The sequence below is a fragment of the Streptomyces ipomoeae 91-03 genome, assembly GCF_000317595.1.
GTDB classification, from domain to species: domain Bacteria; phylum Actinomycetota; class Actinomycetes; order Streptomycetales; family Streptomycetaceae; genus Streptomyces; species Streptomyces ipomoeae.
In genome coordinates this window covers 1-22991 of the sequence record NZ_AEJC01000509.1, presented here as the reverse complement: position 1 = coordinate 22991, position 22991 = coordinate 1, and the positions used below count along the sequence as shown (strand labels likewise).

4 protein-coding genes and 1 pseudogene are annotated in these 22991 nt (G+C 73.0%); 2 read left to right on the top strand and 3 right to left on the bottom strand.

From position 1 onward, the window contains the following. Positions 1 to 89: 89 nt before the first annotated feature. The 3 genes from STRIP9103_RS32980 to STRIP9103_RS32970 form a co-directional block, all read right to left on the bottom strand. Positions 90 to 977, bottom strand: a complete 888-nt coding sequence (locus STRIP9103_RS32980) for an ABC transporter ATP-binding protein (RefSeq protein ID WP_048821424.1) — start codon at positions 975 to 977, stop codon at positions 90 to 92. 34 nt (positions 978 to 1011) lie between these two features. Then, complete coding sequence (locus STRIP9103_RS32975) at positions 1012 to 2124, bottom strand: FecCD family ABC transporter permease (protein WP_048821420.1); 1113 nt, start codon at positions 2122 to 2124, stop codon at positions 1012 to 1014. A 275-nt stretch (positions 2125 to 2399) separates the two neighbouring features. Further along, positions 2400 to 3440, bottom strand: coding sequence for a FecCD family ABC transporter permease (locus tag STRIP9103_RS32970; protein ID WP_009327736.1), 1041 nt, complete (start codon positions 3438 to 3440; stop codon positions 2400 to 2402). A 198-nt stretch (positions 3441 to 3638) separates the two neighbouring features. Here STRIP9103_RS32970 and STRIP9103_RS32965 point away from each other — a divergent pair. Together STRIP9103_RS32965 and STRIP9103_RS32960 are read left to right on the top strand one after the other, a co-directional pair. Beyond that, a pseudogene (locus STRIP9103_RS32965) lies at positions 3639 to 22747 on the top strand (amino acid adenylation domain-containing protein). 41 nt (positions 22748 to 22788) lie between these two features. Beyond that, positions 22789 to 22991, top strand: a 203-nt coding sequence (locus STRIP9103_RS32960; RefSeq protein ID WP_048821419.1) for an MbtH family protein, incomplete at its 3' end; no start/stop codon positions are given.

Genomic DNA, 22991 nt, shown 5'->3' with positions numbered 1-22991 from the left:
CGGCCCGCCCGAACCGAGTTCGGGCGGGCCGTGTTCGGCTACGGGCGGGCCGTACGGTTCCGGCGCCCCGAGGGCACCGGCGGTCGCCGTCAGCCGGTGGTGCCCGACACGGGCACGGCCGCCGCGTCCGTGTCGCCCTCGTGGTGGCGGCCCATGGGGATGACCATGGGGGTGGCGCTGACCGGGTCCTCGCCGACGACGCAGCGCAGTCCGAAGACGTCCTCGACCATGGCGGCGGTGATGACGTCGGCGGGGGCGCCCTCGCCCGCGACGCGGCCGGCCTTCATGGCGATGATGTGGTCGGCGTAGCGGCAGGCCTGGTTGAGGTCGTGCAGGACCATGACGACGGTGCGGCCCTGGTGCCGGTTGAGGTCGGTGACCAGGTCGAGGACGTCGATCTGGTGGGCGAGGTCGAGATACGTCGTCGGCTCGTCCAGCAGCAGTACGGGGGTGCCCTGGGCGACGGCCATGGCGATCCAGGCGCGCTGTCGCTGGCCGCCGGAGAGTTCGTCGACGGCCCGGTGCGCGAGGTCGGTCATGGCGGTGGCTCTGAGCGCCTCGCGCACGGCCTCCTCGTCGCTCTGCGACCACTGCCGCCACCAGGTCTGGTGCGGGGATCGGCCGCGTCCCACCAGGTCGATGACGGTCAGCCCCTCGGGTGCGACGGGCGACTGCGGAAGGATGCCCAACTGCTGGGCGAGCGTACGGGTCGGGATGGAGTGCACGGAGCGGCCGTCGAGGTACACGGTGCCGGCCTTGGGGGTCAGCAGCCGGGCCAGGGCGCGCAGCAGGGTGGACTTGCCGCAGGCGTTGGCACCGACGATCGCGGTGACCCGGCCGGAGGGGATCACCAGGTCGAGGCCGTCCACGACGATCCGGTCGTCGTACGCCAGGCGCAGGTTCTCGGCGCGCAGATCGGGGCCGTCGACGGGGCCGCCGGCTCCGCGGTCGCCTCCGGTGTGGGTGCGGCCGTCCAGGTCGCGGCCCGGCTCGTACTTCGATGACACGTCTTCAGCCTCCTGAACCGGCGCGGTTGGCGCGGATGAGCAGCCACAGCAGGACGGGTGCGCCGAGCACACCGGTGACGACCCCGACCGGGAGTTCCGTGTCCGGGATGATCTTGCGGGCGACGAGGTCGGAGCCGAGCACCATCACGGCGCCGGTCAGGCCCGCCGCCAGCGGCGGTGGGAACGCCGTGCCGGACAGGCGCTGGGCGACCTGGGGTGCGGCGAGCGCCACGAAGGCGACCGGCCCGGCGGTCGCCGTGCCGAAGGCGACGAGGCCGACGGCGATGAGCAGGACGGCCACCCGGACGATCTGCACCCGGGTGCCCAGGCCCCGGGCGACGTCGTCCCCGAGTTGCAGCGTGCGGATCTGCCGTCCGAGCAGCAGGGCCGCCGGGAGCAGTACGGCCATGGTGAGGGCGAGGGGGCCGATCTGGTCCCAGGTGCGGCCGTTGAGGTTGCCGACGAGCCAGCCGAGCGCGGCCTGCGCCTGGAAGCGCTGGCCGCGGGCCATCAGGTAGTCGGTGGCGCTGGTGCAGATCCAGGCGACGCCGATGCCGACGAGGACGATGCGGTAGCCGGTGGTGCCGCGTTTCCAGGCGAGGACGTACACCAGCAGCCCGGCGATCAGCGCGCCGAGGAGGCCGAGGGCCTGGGTGCCCATGCCGCCGTCCCAGCCGAGGACGATCCCGGCGACCACGGCGGTGCCCGCGCCCTGGGTGATGCCCATCATGTCGGGGCCGGCCAGGGGGTTCAGGGTGACGGTCTGGAGCAGGGCACCGGAGACACCGAAGGCGACGCCGACGAGCAGCCCGGCCAGGGCGCGCGGCAGCCGCAGCTCGTGGACGATCAGTTCGGTGGCCGGGTCGCCCGAGCCCACCAGGGCCTTGATCACATCGGTGAGCGGGAGCGCGATGTCCCCGACGGACGTCTCCACGGCGAAGGCCAGGAAGGTCACGGCCGCCAGTACCAGGCACACGGCCAACAGCCGGGGCCGTACGACACCGGAGACGGGCGGCACGGGCAGCCGGAAGGCGATCCGGCCGGTCGTACGGCGCCGGGGAGCCCGGGGAGCCATGGCCTCTCCGGGGCCCGGCCCGGGCGCGAGATCGGTGGTCATCGGCACACGGCTCCATGGGGTCGGTCGACACGGCTCACAGCTGTACGGACACCGCCGGCCCGGCTCGGGGCCGCACAGGCCGGGTGGGCACGACCAACCGCCGCGCGGACGCCGCCGGCGTGGCGCGCCGCTCCGCGTGTTCGGCCGTCGCGAGTCGTCGGCCCCGGCAATGCCCAGGTCACAGGTCGGCGGCTCCGTGGCTCGGTCGGCACGGGCTCGGGGCCGCCCTTCACGAAGGCCATGCGTTCACCGCTCCACGGTCGAGAAGTCATCGCTCACAGCTCCGCGAGTCGGCGGCGGCGGACCAGGGCGATGAAGAAGGGGCCGCCGATGAAGGCGACGAGGATGCCGGCCTGGACCTCGGTGGGGCGGGCGATGAGGCGGCCGATGATGTCGGCGGCCAGGAGGAGGCAGGGGGCCAGTACGGCCGACAGGGGCAGCAGCCAGCGGTGGTCGGGGCCGATGCCCACCAGTTGGGCGAGGACGCGGGCGATGTGGGGGACGACCAGGCCGACGAAGACGACGGGGCCGATCACGGCGACCGCTCCCCCGGTGAGCAGGGTGATCGCCACGACGCCCTGGACGCGGACCAGGCCGAGTTTGAGACCGAGCGACTTGGCGACGTCGTCGCCGAGCGCGAGGCTGTTCAGCGCGGGGGCGCAGGCCAGTGCGAGGACGGCGCCGACGGCGAGGAACGGCAGGACGCGGAGCAGGACCTCCTCGTCCTGGTTGGCGAGCGAGCCCGCGTTCCAGAAGCGGTAGCGGTTGAGGGCGTCCGGGTCGGTGAGGGCGATGGCGCTGGTCAGCGAGAACAGCAGCGAGGTGACGGCGACTCCGGCGAGAGCGAGCTTGACCGGCGTGGAGCCGGACCGCCCGAGTCCGCCGAGGAGGTACACCAGCACGCTGGCGACGAACGCGCCGGCGAAGGCGAACCAGATGTAGCCGTACACCGAGCCGATGCCGAGTACGCCGACCGACAGGACGACGGCGAAGGCCGCACCGGCGCTGACGCCCAGGATGCCCGGGTCCGCGAGCGGATTGCGGGTCAGCGCCTGCATCAGCGCGCCCGCGAGGCCCAGCGCGGCACCGGTGGCGAGGCCGAGGGCGGTGCGCGGCAGGCGTACGGACCAGATGACGTTGTCGATACGGGAGTTGGGGGCGTCGCCGAGCAGGGTGTGCCACACCTGGTCGAGAGGGACGCCGAGCGCGCCGAACGCCATCGACAGGGCGCACAGCGCGAGCAGGGCCGCGCCCGAGAGCATGAGCAGGAGTACTGCGCGGGGGCCTTTCGCCGCCCGGACCGTCGAGGTCCCCACGTCTTCAACTTCCTTTGATGAGGCTTGCCTTAACTGTAGGACGACCAGCGGTTGAACTGTAGGACGCGTGCGCATCGCCGCCCCAAACCTCTTGGGGAGTGTCTTTGACCACCCTGTGAATTAGGTAACCCTTACCTTAGTATGACGGCGACCCCGGCCAGTGCCGGGACCCCTGACCCGCTGGGGAGGCTCGCTGCTGTGTGCGGTTCCGTGGAAGTCCTGGCTCATTGGCGGCGGTTGCTCACACCGCTTCCGCTCGAAGTCTCACTGCCCGCCGATCGGCCCCATCCGCCACAGCCGGTCCTCGAACGGGACACCCGCGCGCTGTCCGGCGTCCCCGACGCCTCCGGTCCCGAACGGCTCGCGGCCTTCGTCGCCCTGCTGCACCGCTACACGGCGGCGACGGATCTGACGGTCGGGCACGACGGTCTCCCGCTGCGGGTGTCCGTCGAACACGAGCCCGCTTTCCGCGAGTTGGTGCGCAGGGTGACGCAGGCACTGGAGGAGGCGGACACACACCGGGTGCCCCTCGGCCTGCTGGTCGACGAGCTGAGGCCCCGGCCCCTGCGTGGCGGTGGGGTGTTCTTCAGCACGGCGTTCGCGACCGCCGGCCGAAGAGGTGAACCGAACGCACCCGTCGATGTGCTGCTGGAGGTCGACGAGGGCACGGCTCGGGCCACGTACAACCCGGCGATCTTCGACGGTACGACGGTCGAACGGCTCCTCGGCCACTACCGCGCCCTCCTCGCCGACGCGCTCGCCCGCCCCGACACACCCGTGGCCCGGCTCGATCTGATGGACCCGGAGGAGTACCGGCAGGTCGTCGTCGACTGGAACGACACCGCGCACTCGGTCCCGGCGGACACCTGGCCGGCGATGTTCGCCGAGCAGGTGCGGCTGCGCCCGGACGCGGTCGCGCTGGTCTTCGAGGACGAGGAACTCACGTACGCGGAACTGGACGAAAGGGCCAACCGACTGGCCCACGCCCTGATCGCGCGGGGCGCCGGTCCCGAGCGCATCGTCGCCCTGGCACTGCCGCGCTCCGCCGAGCTGATCGTCGCCGAGGTGGCCGTCCTGAAGTCGGGTGCCGCCTATCTGCCGATCGACCACGACTACCCGGCGGACCGGATCGCGTACATGCTCGGTGACGCACGGCCCGTCTGCATGGTGACCACCGAGGAGACCGCGCGCGATCTCCCCGAGTCCGCCGACGACGCCATGGCGCTCCTCGCGCTCGACTCGCCCGCCACGGCCGCCGAGTTGGCGCGGCGCCCGGCCCACGACCCCACCGACGCGGATCGCGGGGCGCCCCTGACCGTCCTGAGCGCGGCCTACGTGATCTACACATCGGGCTCGACCGGCCGCCCCAAGGGTGTCGTCCTCGCGCACAGCGGGGTGGCGAAGCTGGTGGCCACGCAGAGCGAGCGGTTCGGTATCGGTCCGCACAGCCGGGTGCTGCAGTTCGCGTCGCCGAGTTTCGACGTGGCTTTCTGGGACCTGTGCCTCGGGCTGCTCTCCGGCGGCCGGCTCGTCGTCGTACCGGCCGAGCTGCGGGTGCCGGGAGCGCCCCTCGCCGACTACGCGAACGCGCACGGCATCACCTTCATGATCCTGCCGCCCGCGCTGCTGGCCGCCATGCCCGAGGACGTCCGACTGCCGCCCACCGCCACGCTGTTGGCCGGTACGGAGCGGGTCTCCCCCGAGCTGGTGGGGCGGTACGCACGCGGGCGGATGATGTTCAACGCGTACGGGCCGACCGAGGCCACCACCAACTCCACGCTGGGACTGTGCGATCCGGACACCCCGGCCGGGGCGATCGTCCCGATCGGCGTACCCGACCCGGGAACCCGGGCGTACGTCCTCGACGCGTTCCTGCGGCCGGTGCCCGCCGGGGTCACCGGTGAGCTGTACCTGGGCGGGGCGGGTCTGGCGCGCGGCTATCTGGGGCGGCCGGATCTGACCGCCGAGCGGTTCGTCGCCGACCCGTTCGGGGCGCCCGGTGAGCGGCTGTACAGGACCGGTGACCTGGTGCGCCGGCGGGCCGACGGACGACTGGAGTTCCTCGGGCGGGCCGACTCCCAGGTCAAGATCCGCGGCTTCCGTATCGAGCCGGGCGAGATCGAGTCGGTGCTGCGCGGCCATCCGGCCGTGGACCAGGTCACCGTGGTCGTCCGCGAGGACCGGCCCGGCGACCGCCGGCTCGCCGCGTACGTCGTACCCGCCCTCGACGGTCCGCGCGGCGCGGACGAGGACGCCCGGGTCGAGGAGTGGAAGGAGCTGCACGAACTCCTCTACGGCGCGGCCGGTGCCGAGGGTGTCGGCGAGAGCGCGGGCCTGCGCGAGAACTACGCGGGCTGGAACAGCATGTACGACGGGACGCCGATCCCCGTCGAGGAGATGCGCGAGTGGCGGGCGGCGACCGTCGGGCGCATCCGCGAACTGGGCGGCGTACGGCGGGTGTTGGAGGTCGGTGTCGGCAGCGGTCTGGTCCTGTCGCGGATCGCGCCCGACTGCGAGGCGTACTGGGGCACCGATCTGTCGGCCGAGGCCGTCGCCGCACTGCGCGCCCAGGTCGACACCGATCCGGAGCTGGCGGCGAAGGTGGAGCTGCGGGTGCGGCCCGCGCACGACACGGAGGGACTGCCCGCCGGGTTCTTCGACACGGTCGTCATCAACTCCGTCGCCCAGTACTTCCCCAGTGGTGAGTACCTCGTCGACGTACTGCGCCGGGTGTCGGGGCTGCTCGCGCCCGGTGGCCGGATCTTCGTCGGCGACGTACGCAATCTGCGGCTGCTGCGGACGCTGCGCGCGGCCGTGGAGACCCGGCGGGCGTCCGGCGAGGAGTTGGAGGACAAGAGCGCGCTGCGCGCGGCGGTCGAGCGGTCGGTGCGCTGGGAGGGCGAACTCCTCCTCGACCCGGACTTCTTCGCCGCGCTCGACGGCTTCGACGCCGAGATCCGGATCAAGCGGGCCACGCACCACAACGAGCTGAGCCGGTACCGGTACGACGTGACCCTGCGGCCGGGGACGTCCACGACCGTTCCCGAGGCGCCGGAGGACGAGGTCCAGTGGGCCTCAGTCGGCGGGCTCACCGGGCTGGCGGAGCTGCTGGCCGGGCGGCCGGCACGGCTGCGGGTCACCGGTGTGCCCAACGCCCGGCTCGCCGACGATCTGGCGGATCTGCGGCGGCTGGAGGGCAGCAGCGGGGAGGCCGCTCCGGGCACGGACCCCGAGGACGTGTACGCGCTGGCGGCGGAGCACGGGTACCGGGCCGCGCTCACCTGGAACGGGAGCGCGGACGACGGGGCGTTCGACGCCGTCCTCGTCCTCGGCGACTCCGACGTCACCGACGGCCCAGAGGTCCCCGGCAGCCCCTTCGGCCCGCTGTACCGGACGGCCGGCGCCTACCCGCACGCCAACCGGCCCGCGCCCTTCCGTGACGTGAACGCCCTGATGCGCACCTTGCGCGGCCATGCCGCCGAGTGGCTGCCCGACTACATGGTCCCGTCGGCGTTCGTCCCGCTGCACGCCCTGCCGGTCACCCCGAGCGGCAAGATCGACGCGAGGGCGCTGCCCGCGCCGGACTACGCGGCGATGAGCTCCGGCAGGGCCCCGCGCACCCCCCGGGAGAAACTGCTGTGCGCGCTGTACGCAGAGGTGCTCGGGCTGGACGCCGTGACGGCCGAGGACGACTTCCTCGCACTCGGCGGCGACAGCATCACCGCCATCCAACTCCTCATCAGGGCACGGGAGTCGGGGCTCAGGCTCACCACGCGTGAGGTGTTCCGGCACCGTACGGTCGAGGCCCTGGCGCAGGCGGCCGTCGAGCGCACGACCGAGCAGACCGCGGACGCCCCGCTGGTGGAGGTCGACGAGGCCGAACTCACCGAGATCCAGGGCACGCACCCGCTGTCGATCGAGGAACTGCTTCCGCTGACCCCGCTCCAGCAGGGCTTCTTCTTCCACTCCCTCACCGGCGGCTCCGGCGGCTCCGGCGGCGCCGGCGGCGACACGTATGTGGTCCAGCAGGTCGTCGAGTTGTCCGGACCCGTCGACGGGTCGCTGCTGCGGCGCGCCGCGCAGAGGCTTGTGGACCGGCACGCCCCGCTGCGGGCGGCCTTCCGGCAGCGCCGGGACGGTACGCCGGTGCAAATCATCACCCGGGGCGTGGCACTGCCGTGGCGGGAGGTCGACCTCTCCACGCAGGACGGCGAGGTACGGGAGGCGCTGGGCGACGCGGTGGCCGCGGACGAGCGGACCCGGGGCTTCGACCTGACCGCGCCGCCGCTGCTGCGATGTGCCCTGATCCGGCTCGGGGAGCGGCGCAGCCGCCTCGTGCTGACGTTCCACCACATCGTGGCCGACGGCTGGTCGTTGCCCGTCCTGCACCGCGAACTGATGGCGTACTACGGCACCGACACTCCCCCGCTGCCCGAGGTCGCCCCGTACCGGGCGTTCCTGCGCCGGCTCGGCGAGCGGGACCGTGACGCGTCCCGCGCGGCCTGGCGGGGCGCGCTCGCCGGGCTCGACGAGCCCACGCGGCTGGTCGGTACTCCGGCCGACGGGGCCCCCGTACGCCCGGAACACGTCCGGGTGGAGCTGCCCGAGCGGACCACCGCACGGCTCACCGAGCGGGCCCGGGAGCACGGTGTCACCCTCGGCACGGTGGTCCAGGCCGCCTGGGGACTGCTGCTGGGCAGGCTGACGGGCCGCGACGACGTGGTGTTCGGTACGACGGTCTCCGGGCGTGACGGCGAGGTCGACGGCATCGCCTCGATGGTGGGCCTGTTCATCAACACCCTGCCCACCCGCTTCCGTTGGGCGCCCGGCCAGTCGCTCGGGGCCCTGCTCGTCCGCCTTCAGGAGGAGCAGTCCCGTCTGCTGGACCACCAGCACATCGGTCTGGCCGAGATCCAGCGGCTCACCGGGCACGCGGGCGAGGGCGAACTCTTCGACACGCTCGTGGTGTTCGAGAACTATCCCGCCGAGACGGATCTGCGGGACGCCTCGGGCAGCGTACGGATCACCGGCGACGCCTTCCATGACGCCGTGCACTATCCCCTCGCGCTCGTCGTCAAGCCCGGCCGACGCCTCGACCTGCGGCTCAAGCACCACGCCGAGCGCCTCGACGGCGACTGGGTCCGCGCGCTCGGCGACCGGCTCGCGCGCGTCCTGGAGGCGATCGCCGAAGCCCCGGACCGCCCGGCCGGCACGGTGGAGCTGCTGTCCGCCGACGAGGCGCTGCGGGCCCACCCGGCGGGCGAGGAACGTCTTGTCCCCGAGACCACCCTGGCCCTGGCGTTCGCTGAGCAGGTGGCCCGGACGCCGGACGCGATGGCCGTCGTCTTCGAGGACGAGCGGTTGACGTACGCCGAACTCGACGCGCGCGCCGAGGCGTTGGCCGCCCGGCTGCGCGGTCGCGGTGCCGGTCCGGGGGCGTTCGTGGCGGTCGCCGTACCGCGTTCGGCGGAGCTGATGGTGGCGCTGCTGGGCGTGCTGAAGTCGGGGGCCGCCTATCTGCCGGTGGACCTGGACTACCCGGCGGACCGGGTGGCGCACATGCTCACCGACTCCGGCGCCACGACCGTCGTCACGTTGTCCGGGACGGCCGACCGGCTACCGCAGGGGAACGTTCCCGCGGTGCTGCTGCTCGACGCCGTGGAGGACGACGACGCCCGCGAGGGGGTCGGTGAGCCGCACGAGGGAGTCGGTGAGGCCCGCGAGGGGGTTCGCGAGCTCCTTCCCGCACGCCCCGACGACCCCGCCTACCTGATCTACACCTCCGGCTCGACCGGTCTCCCCAAGGGGGTCGTCGTCACCCACCGGTCCATCGTGAACCGGCTCGCGTGGATGCAGCACGAGTACGGGCTGGGCGCGGACGACCGGGTGTTGCAGAAGACCCCGTCGAGCTTCGACGTGTCGGTGTGGGAGTTCTTCTGGCCGCTGCTCGAAGGCGCGGCCGTGGTGCTCGCCCGCCCGGACGGCCACCGCGACCCGGCGTATCTGGCGGCGCTGGTGCGGGAGCAGGGCATCACCACGATGCACTTCGTGCCGTCGATGCTGGAGGCGTTCCTGCAGTCGGACGAGGTCACCGGCGACCCGTCCTGGTCGGCGTCGCTGCGCCGGGTGCTGAGCAGCGGCGAGGCGCTTCCGGTCGCCGCCGCGAGCCGCTGGCGGGCGCTGACGGGGGTGCCGCCGCACAACCTGTACGGCCCGACCGAGGCGGCCGTCGACGTCACGTACCACCCGTACGACTCCGAGGGCGACCGGGGTGTGTCCGTGCCCATCGGGCGCCCGGTGTGGAACACCGGCCTGCGGGTCCTGGACATCTGTCTGCGGCCCGTGCCCGACGGCGTCCCCGGCGAGCTGTACCTGACCGGCGTCCAGCTCGCCCGCGGCTATCACGCGCGTCCCGCGCTGACCGCCGAGCGGTTCACCGCCGACCCGTACGGGCCGCCCGGCAGCCGGATGTACCGCACCGGTGACCTGGTGCGGCGCCGGGCGGACGGGGTGATCGAGTACCTGGGCCGCACCGACCGCCAGGTGAAGCTGCGCGGCAACCGGATCGAGCTGGGCGAGATCGAGGCGGCGCTGGTGCGGCTGCCGGCGGTGGCCCAGGCCGCCGTGACGGTACGGGACGACGCGCTCGTCGCGTACGTGGTGCCGTACGTGGTGCCCTCCGGCGAGGCCGAGGGGACCGACGGGCGCGAGACCCTGGTGGCCGACCTGCGCGAGGCCGTGGCGGACGCCCTGCCCGCCCCCATGGTCCCGGGTGCCTGGGTGGTCCTCGACGCCCTGCCGCTCACCCCCAGCGGCAAGCTGGACCGGGCCGCGCTGCCCGCCCCGCAGGCGGTGCGCGCGGCGGTCACCCGGGCGCCGGGCAGTCCCCGGGAGCGGATACTCACCGAGATCTTCGCGGCCGTGCTGAAGCTGACGGACGTCGGTGTCGACGACGACTTCTTCCTGCTCGGCGGCGACAGCATCAGCTCGATCGCGGTCTCCAGCCGGGCCCGCCGGGCAGGTCTGGTGCTCGGCCCGCGTGATGTCTTCGAGCACCGCACCCCGGCGGCGCTCGCGGCGGCGGCCACGATCGAGGAGACGGCACCCGCAGCCGCCGCCTCCGGCGAGTCCGCGTTCACCCTGACCGAGGAGGAACGCGAGCAGGTCGAGCGGCTGGCGCCGGGCCGGGTCGAGGACATCTGGCCCCTCGCCCCGCTCCAGGAAGGCCTCTTCTTCCACTCGAACTTCGACGACAGCGCGCTGGACGTCTACACGGTCCACGAGTCCTTCGACTTCGCCGAACGCGTGGACGCCGAGCGGCTGTCGGCCGCCACGCGCACGCTGCTGGCCCGCAACCCCAGTCTGCGCGCCGGGTTCACCAGCGAAGGACTGCGCCAGCCGGTGCAGTTCATCGTGCGGGACGCCGAGATCCCGCTGACGGAGGTGGATCTGTCGGGGCTGCCGTCGGACGAACAGGACCGGCGGATGCGGGAGCTGATGGACGAGTCGCGCTCCCAGCGCTTCGACCTCACCAGCCCGCTGCTCTTCCGGATGCTGCTGGTGCGGCTCGGTGAGGAGCGCGGTGACCGGCTCGTCGTCGGTCGCCATCTGATCCTCTGGGACGGCTGGTCGGCGTGGCTGTTCCTGGACCAGCTGTTCGCGCTGTACGAGAGCGGGGGCGATCCGGCGGGTCTCGCCCGCCCCGGCTCGTACCGCGACTATCTGACCTGGCTGGAGCGGCAGGACGACACCGAGGCGACCCGGGCGTGGCGTGCCGCCCTGTCCGGCTTCGACGAGCCGACCCTCCTGGTGCCGACGGCCGCCGACCGGGGCCAGGAGCCGGTGATCCCGGAGCACCTGGACGCCGTGCTCGACGCCGACGTCGCGGAGCGGTTGCGCGACACCGCGCGCGGCCATGGGCTGACCCTGAACACGGTGCTGAACGCCGCCTGGGGTCTGGTCCTGGCCGGTGCGACCGGCCGTACGGACATCGCGTTCGGTACGACGGTCGCCGGGCGGCCGAGCGAGGTGCCGGACGTCGAGAACGTCATCGGCATGTTCCTCAACACCGTGCCCGCGCGCATCGCCTTCGACCCGCGTGAGCCGGTCCTCGATCTGCTGCGCCGCGTCCAGGGCGAGCGGCTCGCGGTCATGCCGTACGAGTACCTGGGCCTGGGTGTGCTGCAGGCCGAGACGGGGCACCGGCGGCTGTTCGACACGCTGTTCGTGCTGCGCAACGCCGACACCGACGAGCGGCTGGCCGAGCTGCGTGACCGGCACGGGGCGACGGCGGTGGCCAATGTGGACGCCACGCACTACCCGGCGAACCTGGTGGTGACGCCGGGCGAGCGGGTCCGGGTGACGCTCGCCTACCGGCCCGACCTGCTGGAGGCGGCGTACGCGCGGAGCCTGCTGGACCGTTTCGTGCTGCTGGTGGACCGGCTGGTGGCCGACCCGTCCGCCGCCGTCGGCTCGCTCGACCCGCTGCTGCCCGCCGAGGTCGCCGCGCTCGCCCGGGAGGAGGCCGAGAACCGGCAGCCGGTGCCGCGGGAGACGGTGGCGGACATGCTGGCCGCGCAGGCGTCCCGTACCCCGGACGCGACGGCGCTGGTCTTCGGCGCGCAGACCCTGACGTACGCGGAACTCGACGCGCGCTGCAACCGGATGGCCCGGCTGCTGATCGCGCGCGGCGCGGGCCCCGAGAAGGTGATCGCGCTCGGGCTGCCGCGCTCGATCGACATGGTGGTGGCGCTGTTCGCCGTGCTGCGGACGGGGGCGGCGTATCTGCCGCTGGAGCTGGACCATCCCGCCGAGCGGCTGTCACTGATGCTCGCCGACGCCCGCCCGCTGCTCCTGCTGTCGACGGAGGCCGTGTCACGGACGCTGACGGGTGACACACCGCGCGTGCTCCTCGACGACCGGGAGGTGGCGGCCGAGCTGGCGGGCCTGTCGGCCGACCCGGTGTCGGTGTCCTTCCGCCTGGACCACCCGGCGTACGTGATCTACACCTCCGGCTCGACCGGTCGCCCCAAGGGTGTCGTCACGCCGTACGTGGGCCTGACGAACATGCAGCTCAACCACCAGAAGGAGATCTTCGCCCCGGCGATCGCCTCGGCGGGCGGCCGGCGGCTGCGGATCGCGCACACGGTCTCCTTCGCCTTCGACATGTCCTGGGAGGAGCTGCTGTGGCTCGTCGAGGGGCATGAGGTGCACGTCTGCGACGAGGAGCTCAGGCGGGACGCGACCGCGCTGGTGGCGTACTGCGAGGAACACCGCGTCGACGTCGTCAACGTGACCCCGACCTACGCCCATCTCCTCATCGAGGAGGGCCTGTTGGAGGGGCACCGGCCGCCGCTGGTACTGCTCGGCGGCGAGGCGGTCACCGAGACGGTGTGGAACACGCTGCGGGACACCGAGGGCACGTACGGCTACAACCTGTACGGCCCGACCGAGTACACGATCAACACCCTCGGCGGTGGTACGGAGGACAGCGCGACCCCGACCGTGGGGCGCCCGATCCGCGCCACCCGGGCCCGCGTCCTCGACACCTGGCTGCGGCCGGTGCCGGACGGGGTGCCGGGCGAGCTGTACATCGCGGGCGTCGGTCTGGCGCGGGGTTATCTGAACCGGCCGGGGCTGACCGCCGAGCGGTTCGTGGCCGACCCGTACGGGCAGCCGGGCGAGCGCATGTACCGTACCGGGGACCTGGTGCGGCGCCGTCCGGACGGCAACCTGGACTTCCTCGGCCGTACCGACGACCAGGTCAAGATCCGCGGTTACCGCGTGGAGCTGGGCGAGATCGAGACGGCGCTCGCACAGCACCCCGAGGTGTCGCAGGCCGCCGTGATCGCCCGCGACGACACTTCCGCGCCCGGCACCAAGCGGCTGGTCGGATACGTCGTCCCGGCCGAACCCGACGCCGACGCACGGGAGTCGGCCGAGCGGGAGCAGATCGGCGAGTGGCAGGAGATCTACTCCGCCGAGTACACCGAGATCGGCACGGCCGTCTTCACCGAGGACTTCGCGGGCTGGGACAGCTCCTACGACGGTGATCCGATCCCGCTGGAGCACATGCGGGAGTGGCGTGAGGCGACGGTCGAGCGGATCCGGGAGCTACGGCCTCGTCGTGTCCTGGAGATCGGCGTCGGGTCGGGTCTGCTCATGTCCCGGCTCGCCCCGGACGCCGAGTCGTACTGGGCGACGGACTTCGCGGCACCCGTCATCCGCAAGCTCGGCGAGGACCTGAAGGCCGACCCCGAGCTGGCGCGGAAGGTGGAACTGCGCTGTCAGCCGGCCGAGGTGACGGACGGGCTTCCGGTCGGGTTCTTCGACACGGTCGTCATCAACTCCGTCGTGCAGTACTTCCCCAGCCTGGACCATCTGCGCAAGGTGATCCGGGGCGCGATGGCCCTGCTGGCACCGGGCGGCGCCCTCTTCCTCGGCGATGTGCGCGATCTGCGGCAGGCCCGGGTGTTCCAGACCGGCATCCAGATCGCACGGGCGGGCGCGGGCACCGGCCCGGAGGCGCTGCGCCGGGCCGTGGACCGGGGGCTCGCGCTGGAGAAGGAACTGCTCGTCGACCCGGACTGGTTCACGACACTCGGCGTGGGCGTCGAGGTCCGCACCAAGGCGGGGCGGCACCAGAACGAGCTGACGCGGTACCGGTACGACGTGGTGCTGTACGCCGAGGAGCCGGCGGCCAAGGGCCGGACCGGCAACGGCTCGACCGTCGAGGGCCCGACCGGGAACGGCTCGACGGCCGAGGGGCCGCCCGGGAAGGGGGCGACCGTCGAGGGCCCGCTGCGGTTGGCCGATGCGCCGGTGCACGACTGGTCCGGGCCCAGTGCGCTGGCGGCGCGGCTCGACGGGCTGGAACTGCTTCGGGTACGGCGCATCCCGGACGCCCGTACGGCGGGCGACCTCGGCGCGATGCGGGCGTTGGACGCCGGGCTGCTGCCCAGCGGGGGATCCACCGCTGCGGCAGGCGTGGAACCCGAGGACGTGCGGGCGCTGGGGGCCGCTCAGGGCTACGACGTGCTGACCACCTGGTCGGACGAACCGGGCTGCTTCGACGCGGTCTTCGTACGGGGTACGGCACCCCGGCGCACGACCGGCCTGTACCTCCCGCGCCCGGACCGTGGCACCGCCCCGTACGCCAGCACCCCGACGGCCACCCGCGGCAACGGCGCCCTCGTCCGGCGGCTGCGCGACGACCTGGGGCAGCGGCTGCCCGGCTATATGGTCCCGGCCGCCTTCGTGGTCCTGCCCCGGCTGCCGATGAACGACAACGGCAAGCTCGATGTGCGCGCCCTGCCGGACGCGGAGCCGGCGGTCGCCCTGTCGGAGGGGCGGGGGCCGGCGACACCGGTCGAGGAGGTGCTGTGCCGGCTCTTCGCCGAGGTGCTGGGGCTGCCCCGCACCGGCGCGGAGGACAACTTCTTCGACCTGGGCGGCCACTCGCTGCTCGCGACCCGGCTGATCAGCCGGGCCCGCACCGAGCTGGGCGCGGAACTGGCGATCCGTGACCTGTTCGAGGCGCCCACCCCCGAGACGCTGGCGTTGCGGGCGGAGGCGGGACGACCCGCTCGCCCGGTCCTGCGGCCGGTGTCCGAGCGGCCCGGGCGCATCCCGCTCTCCGCGGCCCAGCGGCGGCTGTGGCTGGTCGAGCGGATCACGGGAGGCGGGGTCGCCTACAACTTCCCCCTCGTCTTCCGACTGCGCGGCGAGCTGGATGTCGACACGTTGCGGGCGGCGCTGTGCGACGTGACCGACCGTCATGAGGCGTTGCGGACCCGGTTCCTGGAGGAGGGCGGCGAGCCGTACCAGTGGATCGTGCCGCCGGGTGCGGCCGAGCCCGCGTTCACGGTGACCGACATCGGCGAGGACGAGTTGGCCGCGCGGATCGAGGCGGCCCAGCGGCGGCCGTTCGATCTCTCCACCGAACTTCCGGTGCGGGCCGAGGTGTTGCGGCTGAGTACGTCCGAGCACGTGGTGGCGCTGGTGTTGCACCACATCACCACCGACGAGTGGTCGGACCGGCCGTTCCTCGCCGACCTCACGACCGCGTACCGGGCGCGCGTCGAGGGCCGTGCGCCGAAGTGGGCTCCGCTGCCGGTGCAGTACGCCGACTACACCCTCTGGCAGGACACCCTGCTCGGGCAGGTCGGCGAGGCCCAGCTCGCCCACTGGACCGAGGCGCTGCGCGACCTGCCGGAGGAGCTGGCCCTGCCGCTGGACCGGCCCCGGCCGGAGGAGCCGACCGGGCATGGGGGCAAGGTCCGCGTGGAGCTGAGCCCCGACACCGGGCGCGCCCTGCGCGAGCTGTCCGGTGCCACCGGCACCAGCATGTTCATGCTGTTCCAGGCCGCCACGGCGGCGCTGCTGCACCGGCTCGGCGCCGGGGACGACATCCCGCTGGGGGCGCCCATCGCGGGCCGTACGGACGACGCGCTGGACGATCTGGTCGGCTTCTTCGTGAACACGCTCGTGCTGCGCACCGATCTGTCCGGCGGAGAGTCCGACCTGACGTTTGTTCAACTCCTCGCTCGGGTCCGGGAGTCGGCACTGCAGGCGTTCGAACACCAGGACCTGCCCTTCGACCATGTCGTCGAGGCCGTCAACCCGCCCCGGGTAGCGGGCCGCAATCCGCTCTTCCAGGTCATGCTCGGCTATCACTACCGGCCGGACGGCGACCCGGACGTGCTCGGCATGCCGACCGAGTGGTTCGACATGGACACCGGCATGGCCAAGTTCGACCTGCACTTCACGTTCGTGGACGAGGCGGGCGCGGACCGGCTCACGCTGCTGCTGGAGTACGCGGTCGACCTGTGCGACGAGTCGACGGCCCAGAGCCTCGCCGGTCGCCTGGTGCGACTGCTGGAGCAGGTGGCCGCCGAACCTGACCTGCCCGTACGGGATCTGGAGGTGCTGGAGGAGGCCGAGCGGGAGTCGGTGCTCGTCCGCTGGAACGACACCGGGCGTGAGGCGCCCTCGACCACCCTCCCGGAGCTGTTCCGCGCGCAGGTGGCCCGGACGCCGGACGCGCTCGCTCTCGTCTGCGGTGAACAGCGGCTGACGTACGCCGAGTTGGACGCCCGGGTCGAGCGGGCCGCCCGTGTCCTGGCCGGTCTGGGTGCGGGCCCGGAGCGCACCGTCGCGGTGGCCCTGCCGCGTTCCGTGGACCTGGTTGTCGCCCTGCTGGCGGTGCATCGCGCGGGCGGGGCGTATCTGCCCCTCGACCCCGACCAGCCGCGGGAACGGCTCGACCTCATGCTGGCCGAGGCACGGCCGGTGTGTGTCGTCGAGGACGCCCTGCCGCAGGGGCCGTTCGGTGAACTGCCCTCCGCCTACGATCCGTCGAGCCCCGCCTATGTGATCTACACCTCGGGCTCGACCGGCCGCCCCAAGGGTGTGGTCGTCCCGCACGAGGGCATCGTGAACCGGCTGCTGTGGATGCAGGACGCCTACGGTCTTACGGCGGACGACCGGGTTCTCCAGAAGACCCCGGCCGGCTTCGACGTGTCGGTGTGGGAGTTCTTCTGGCCGCTGATCACCGGGGCCACCCTGGTGGTCGCGCGGCCGGAGGGGCACAGGGATCCGGCGTATCTGGCGGCGCTGATCCGCGAGCAGGGTGTGACGACCACGCACTTCGTGCCGTCGATGCTCCAGGTGTTCCTGGAGGAGCCGTCCGCCGGGCGGTGCACGAGTCTGCGCCGGGTGATGTGCAGCGGTGAGGCGCTGCCGTCGCCGGTGGCGGAGCGGTTCCACGAGGTGCTGTCGGCCGAGCTGCACAACCTGTACGGGCCGACCGAGGCCTCGGTCGACGTCACCGCCATCGAGGTCGAGCCGGGTGCCGAGCGCGTGGTGATCGGGCGTCCCGTGTGGAACACCCGTGCCTATGTGCTGGACGCGGCGTTGCGGCCGGTGCCGCCGGGGGTCGCGGGCGAGCTGTATCTGGCGGGCGTCCAGCTCGCGCGCGGCTATCTCGACCGGCCCGGTCTCACGGCCGAGCGGTTCGTCGCGGACCCGTACGGCGGCCCGGGTGCCCGTATGTACCGCACGGGTGACCTGGCCCGCTGGCGGTCCGACGGCACCCTCGACTTCCTGGGCCGCACCGACCACCAGGTCAAGATCCGCGGGGTGCGCATCGAACCCGGCGAGGTGGAGGCCGTGCTCGCCCGGCACGGGTCCCTGGCCCACGCGGTCGTCGTACCCCATAGCAGCGGCTCGTGGCATACGTCGTCCCCGCCCCCGGACGGCCGGCCGACCCGGCGCTGCTGCGTGACCACGCCGCCGCGTCCCTGCCCGAGCACATGGTCCCCGCGGCGTTCGTCGTCCTCGACGCGCTGCCGCTCACGCCGAACGGCAAGCTGGACCGCCGGGCGCTGCCCGTCCCCGACCTCACGGCGGGCGGCGGCACCGGCGGCCGGGCACGGGATCCCCGCGAGGAAATCCTCTGCGGTCTGTTCGCGGACGTCCTCGGGGTGGAACAGGTCGGCGTCGACGACGACTTCTTCACCCTGGGCGGGCATTCACTGCTCGCCATGCGGCTGGTCGCCGGGCTGCGGGCGGCGTTCGGGGCCGAGGTGTCGCTGCGTACGGTGTTCGACGCGCCGACGGTGGCCCGGCTCGCGCGGCGGCTGGCGGAGGGCGCGGCGACCGGTGTCCGGGCCCGGCCCGCGCTGCGGGCGCGGACGCGTCCCGAGCGGCTGCCGCTGTCGTCGGCGCAGCAGCGGCTGTGGGTGCTCTACCAGGTGGAGGGCCCCAGCGCCACGTACAACATCCCCTCGGCCTGGCGGCTCACGGGTGAGCTGGACGTGGAGGCGTTGCGGGCGGCCGTGCACGATCTGGTCGTCCGGCACGAGACGCTGCGCACGGTGTTCCCCGACGAGGAGGGGCGCGCCTTCCAGCGGGTGCTGGACCCGGACGAGGTGCGCGTGCCGTTCGCGGTGGAGGAGACGGACGCCGAGCGGCTGCCCGCGCGGCTCGCCGACGCGGGGGCGTACGGCTTCGAGCTGGACCGTGAAGTCCCGTTGCGTGTCCATGTGTTCCGCACCGGACCCGAGGACTGGACGCTGCTGCTCCTGCTCCACCACATCGCCGGTGACGAGTGGTCGGAGGGGCCGCTGAACCGTGACCTCGCGGTCGCGTACGCGGCCCGTACGGCCGGGCGGGCGCCCGAGTGGGAGCCGCTGCCCGTCCAGTACGCCGACTACACGCTGTGGCAGCGGGACGTCCTCGGCGACGAGAAGGACCCGGCCAGTCCGTCGGCGCGTCAGATCGCCTACTTGCGGCAGGCGTTGGCCGGGCTGCCGGAGGAGCTGGCGCTGCCCGTCGACCGGCAGCGTCCGCTGGAGTCGAGCTATCGGGGCGGTGCCGCCGATCTGTCGCTCGACGCCGAACTGGCTGCGGATTTGCACCGGTTGGCGCGGGAGCACGGCGTCAGTGTGTTCATGGTGAGGCAGGCCGCCGTGGCGACGCTGCTCACCCGGCTCGGGGCGGGCCACGACATTCCGATCGGCAGCCCGATCTCCGGGCGGACCGACGCGGCCCTGGAGGATCTGGTCGGGTTCTTCCTCAACACACTGGTGCTGCGGACGGACACCTCCGGCGAGCCGACGTTCCGTGAGCTGCTGGGCCGGGTGCGGGAGACCGATCTGGCCGCCTTCGACCACCAGGACGTGCCGTTCGAGCGGCTGGTGGAAGTGCTGAACCCGGCGCGGTCGCTGGCCCGGCACCCGCTGTTCCAGGTGATGGTGGTGTATCTGGCGGCCGGCGAGGAGGACGCCGGGCTGCCCGGGCTGCGCTCCCGGCGGGACGAGGTGGCGGGGATCACCGCGAAGTTCGACCTGTCCTTCGACTTCGTGGAGCGTGCGGACGGCAGCGGGGTCGACGGTGTGCTGGAGTACAGCGCCGATCTGTTCGACCACGCGACCGCGCAGTCCTTCGCCGACCGGCTGCGGCGCGTCCTGCGGGCCGTCGTCGCCGACCCGGATCTGACACTCGGGCGCATCGACGTCCTCGACGCGGAGGAGCGACGGCGACTGACCGCCGGTTGGCACAGCCGGCCGCTCCCCGCCGCGCCGGCCACGGTGCCCGCGCTCTTCGAGGAGCGGGTGCGTCTGCATCCCGGGCTGCCCGCCGTGGCCTCGGACGGCGTCGAGCTGACCTTCGCCGAGCTCAACGCCGAGGCCAACCGTCTCGCCCGGCTGCTGGTCGAACTCGGCGCGGGTCCCGAGCAGTTCGTGGCCCTCGCGCTGCCACGCACCGCCCGGTTCCTGGTGGCCGTGCTGGCGGTGCACAAGGCGGGCGCGGCGTATCTTCCGCTGGACCCGGACGCGCCTGCGGAACGTACGGCGGACGTCCTCGCCGATGCCCGCCCGGTGCTGACGCTCACGACCGAAGCACTCGCCGAAACCCTGCCCACGAGTGCGCTTGTGCTCGACTTCCCCGCCACGGTGGAGCGGATCGCCTCGCGGGAGGCCGCGGATCTCACCGACGCCGACCGGGCCGGGCGCCTGACACCCCAGCACCCGGCGTACGTCATCTACACCTCCGGCTCCACCGGCCGCCCCAAGGGCGTCGTGATCACCCACGAAACCCTCGGCAACCTCTTCCACAGCCACCGCGAGACGCTCTACGCCCCGGCGATCGAAGCCGCCGGGCGGCGGCATCTGCGGGCCGGGCACGCGTGGTCGTTCTTCTTCGACGCGTCCTGGCAGCCCCAGCTGTGGCTGCTGGACGGGCACTGTGTGCACATCGTCTCCGAGGAGGTGCGACGCGACCCCGAGCTGCTGGCCGCGGCCGTGGTCGAGCACGGGTTCGACTTCCTGGAGGTCACCCCGTCGTTCTTCGCGCAGATGGCCGACAACGGTCTGCTGCGCGGTGACGACTGCCCGCTGGCCGTCGTCGGCGTGGGCGGCGAGGCCGTACCGGTCGCGTTGTGGCAGCGGCTGGCGGCGCTGCGGGGCACGGAGGCGTTCAACCTGTACGGGCCGACCGAGTCGACCGTGGACGCGCTGGTGGCCCGAGTCGGGGACAGTGAACGTCCGCTCGTGGGGCGGCCCGTGGCCGGCACCCGGGCGTACCTCCTGGACGGGCGTCTGCAGCCCGTGCCGCCCGGCGTCACCGGCGAGCTGTATCTGGCCGGAGGCGGGCTCGCCCGTGGCTATCTGGGTGCTCCCGGGCTGACGGCCGAGCGGTTCGTGGCCGACCCGTTCGGCGCGCCCGGGGCGCGGCTGTACCGGACCGGTGACCTGGCCCGCTGGACGGTCGGCGGGCGGCTCGACTACCTCGGCCGGGCCGACGACCAGGTGAAGATCCGTGGCTTCCGTATCGAACCCGCGGAGATCGAGTCCGCGCTCACGGTTCACCCGGCCGTCGGACAGGCGCTGGTGACGGTACGTCAGGAGGGTCCGCGCAAGCTGCTCGTGGCGTATGTGACCCCGGCGTCCCCCGGTGTCGCACCGGCCCCGGCGGAGCTGCGCGCCCATGTCGCCGCCCGGCTGCCCGACCACATGGTCCCGGCGGCCGTCGTGGCCCTCGACCGGTTCCCGGAGCTGGCGAACGGCAAGCTCGACCGGGCCGCGCTGCCCGCGCCCGACTTCTCCGCCCTGTCCTCCGGGCGCGCACCCGCGACCCCGGTGGAGAAGACGCTCTGCAAGGTCTTCGCGGATGTGCTGGGCCTGGAACAGGTCGGTGTGGACGACGACTTCTTCACCCTCGGCGGTGACAGCATCGTCGCGATGCAACTCGTCGGCCGGGCGCGTGCGGCAGGCGTGCGCATCACTCCGCGGCTGGTCTTCCGGCACCGTACGGTCGCGGCGCTGGGCGCGGTCGCCGAGACGGTCGACACCACCGCACGGCGCCCCGAGGACGACGGCACCGGAAGCGTGCCGCTCACCCCGGTCATGCACTGGCTGCGCGAACTGGGCGGCCCGTTCGCCTCGTACCACCAGTCGGCGCTCGTCCGCACCCCGGCCGAGCTGGACCTGCCCGGCCTGACCGCCGTGCTCCAGGCCCTCGCCGACCGGCACGATCTGCTGCGGGCGACACTCGTACGGCCGTCGCTGCGGAGCACCGAGGACTGGTCGCTGCACGTTCCGCCGGTCGGGGCGGTCGACGCGGCCGGGTGGATCGAGCGGGTGGACGTGGCCGGGCTCGACGTGGAAGCGCTCAACCGGGTGGTCGGGGAGCAGGCTCGGGCGACACGGGCGCTGCTCGACCCCGATGCGGGCGGGATGGTCAAGGCCGTGTGGTTCGACGCGGGCGACGCGCCCGGGCGGCTGCTGCTGATGGCCCACCACCTGGTCGTGGACGGTGTGTCGTGGCGAGTGCTGCTGCCGGATCTCGCGGCGGCCTGGCGGGACGTCCTGGCCGGGCGGCCGGTCCGGCTCGACCCGGTCGACACCTCGTTCGCCCGCTGGTCGCGGCTGCTCACCGAGCTGGCCCGGGACCCGGCGCGTGAGGCCGAACTCCCCGTCTGGACGGGCATCCTGGAGGGCGGCACGGAGCCCTTCCCCCTCGTACGGCAGCCCGACCCGGACCACGACACCACCGCCACCCGGCGCGAGGTGATCCTCCGGATGCCCGCCGAACGCACCGGCCCGCTCCTGTCCTCCGTACCGGCCGCTTTCGGGGCGAGCGTCAACGACGTGCTGCTGGCGGGGCTCGGGCTGGCCTTCGCCGACTGGCGGCGGCGCGGCGGCGGCTCGGACACCTCGGTGCTGGTGGACCTCGAAGGGCACGGCCGCGAGGAGGAGTTGGGCGGTGACGGCATCGATCTCTCCCGTACGGTCGGCTGGTTCACCAGCGTCTTCCCGGTCCGCCTCGACCCGGGGCCGGTCGACCCGGCCGAGGCCTTCGCGGACGGCCGGGCGGCTGAGGAAGCCGTACGGCGGACGCGCGAACATCTGGCGGCGCTGCCCGCGAACGGCGTCGGCTACGGCATGCTGCGGCACCTCAACCCGCGTACCCGAGAGGTGCTGGCCGGGTACGAACCGGCGCGCGTGGAGTTCAACTACCTGGGCCGGTTCGGTATCCCGGAGGAGACCGACTGGTCGTACGCACCCGAGGAGGACGCCGCCGACATCGGGCCGGAGGGTTCGATGCGGGAGGGTCACGCGCTGGAGATCAACGTGGTGGCCGAGGACCGGGCGGACGGGCCTGTGCTGGCCGCGCACTGGTCGTATCTGGAGGGCCTGCTGCCGCGCGAGACGGTCCAGGATCTCGCCGAGACCTGGTTCCGGGCCCTGGAAGGGCTGCTCGCGTGGGCGGAGCGGAACCCGAAGCAGCGGAACCTGTCGTGAGGAACGTGAGGAACATGAGGAAAGTGAAGATGAGGAGTGGTATGAGCAACCCGTTCGAGGACCCCGAGGGCACCTACCTGGTGCTGGTCAACGACGAGAACCAGCACAGCCTGTGGCCGGACTTCGTGGACGTGCCGGCCGGCTGGCGGGTGGTCCACGGGCCCGCCTCACGGCAGTCCTGCCTGGAGCACGTGGAGACCCACTGGACCGACATGCGGCCACGGAGCCTGGCCGAGTCGATGGA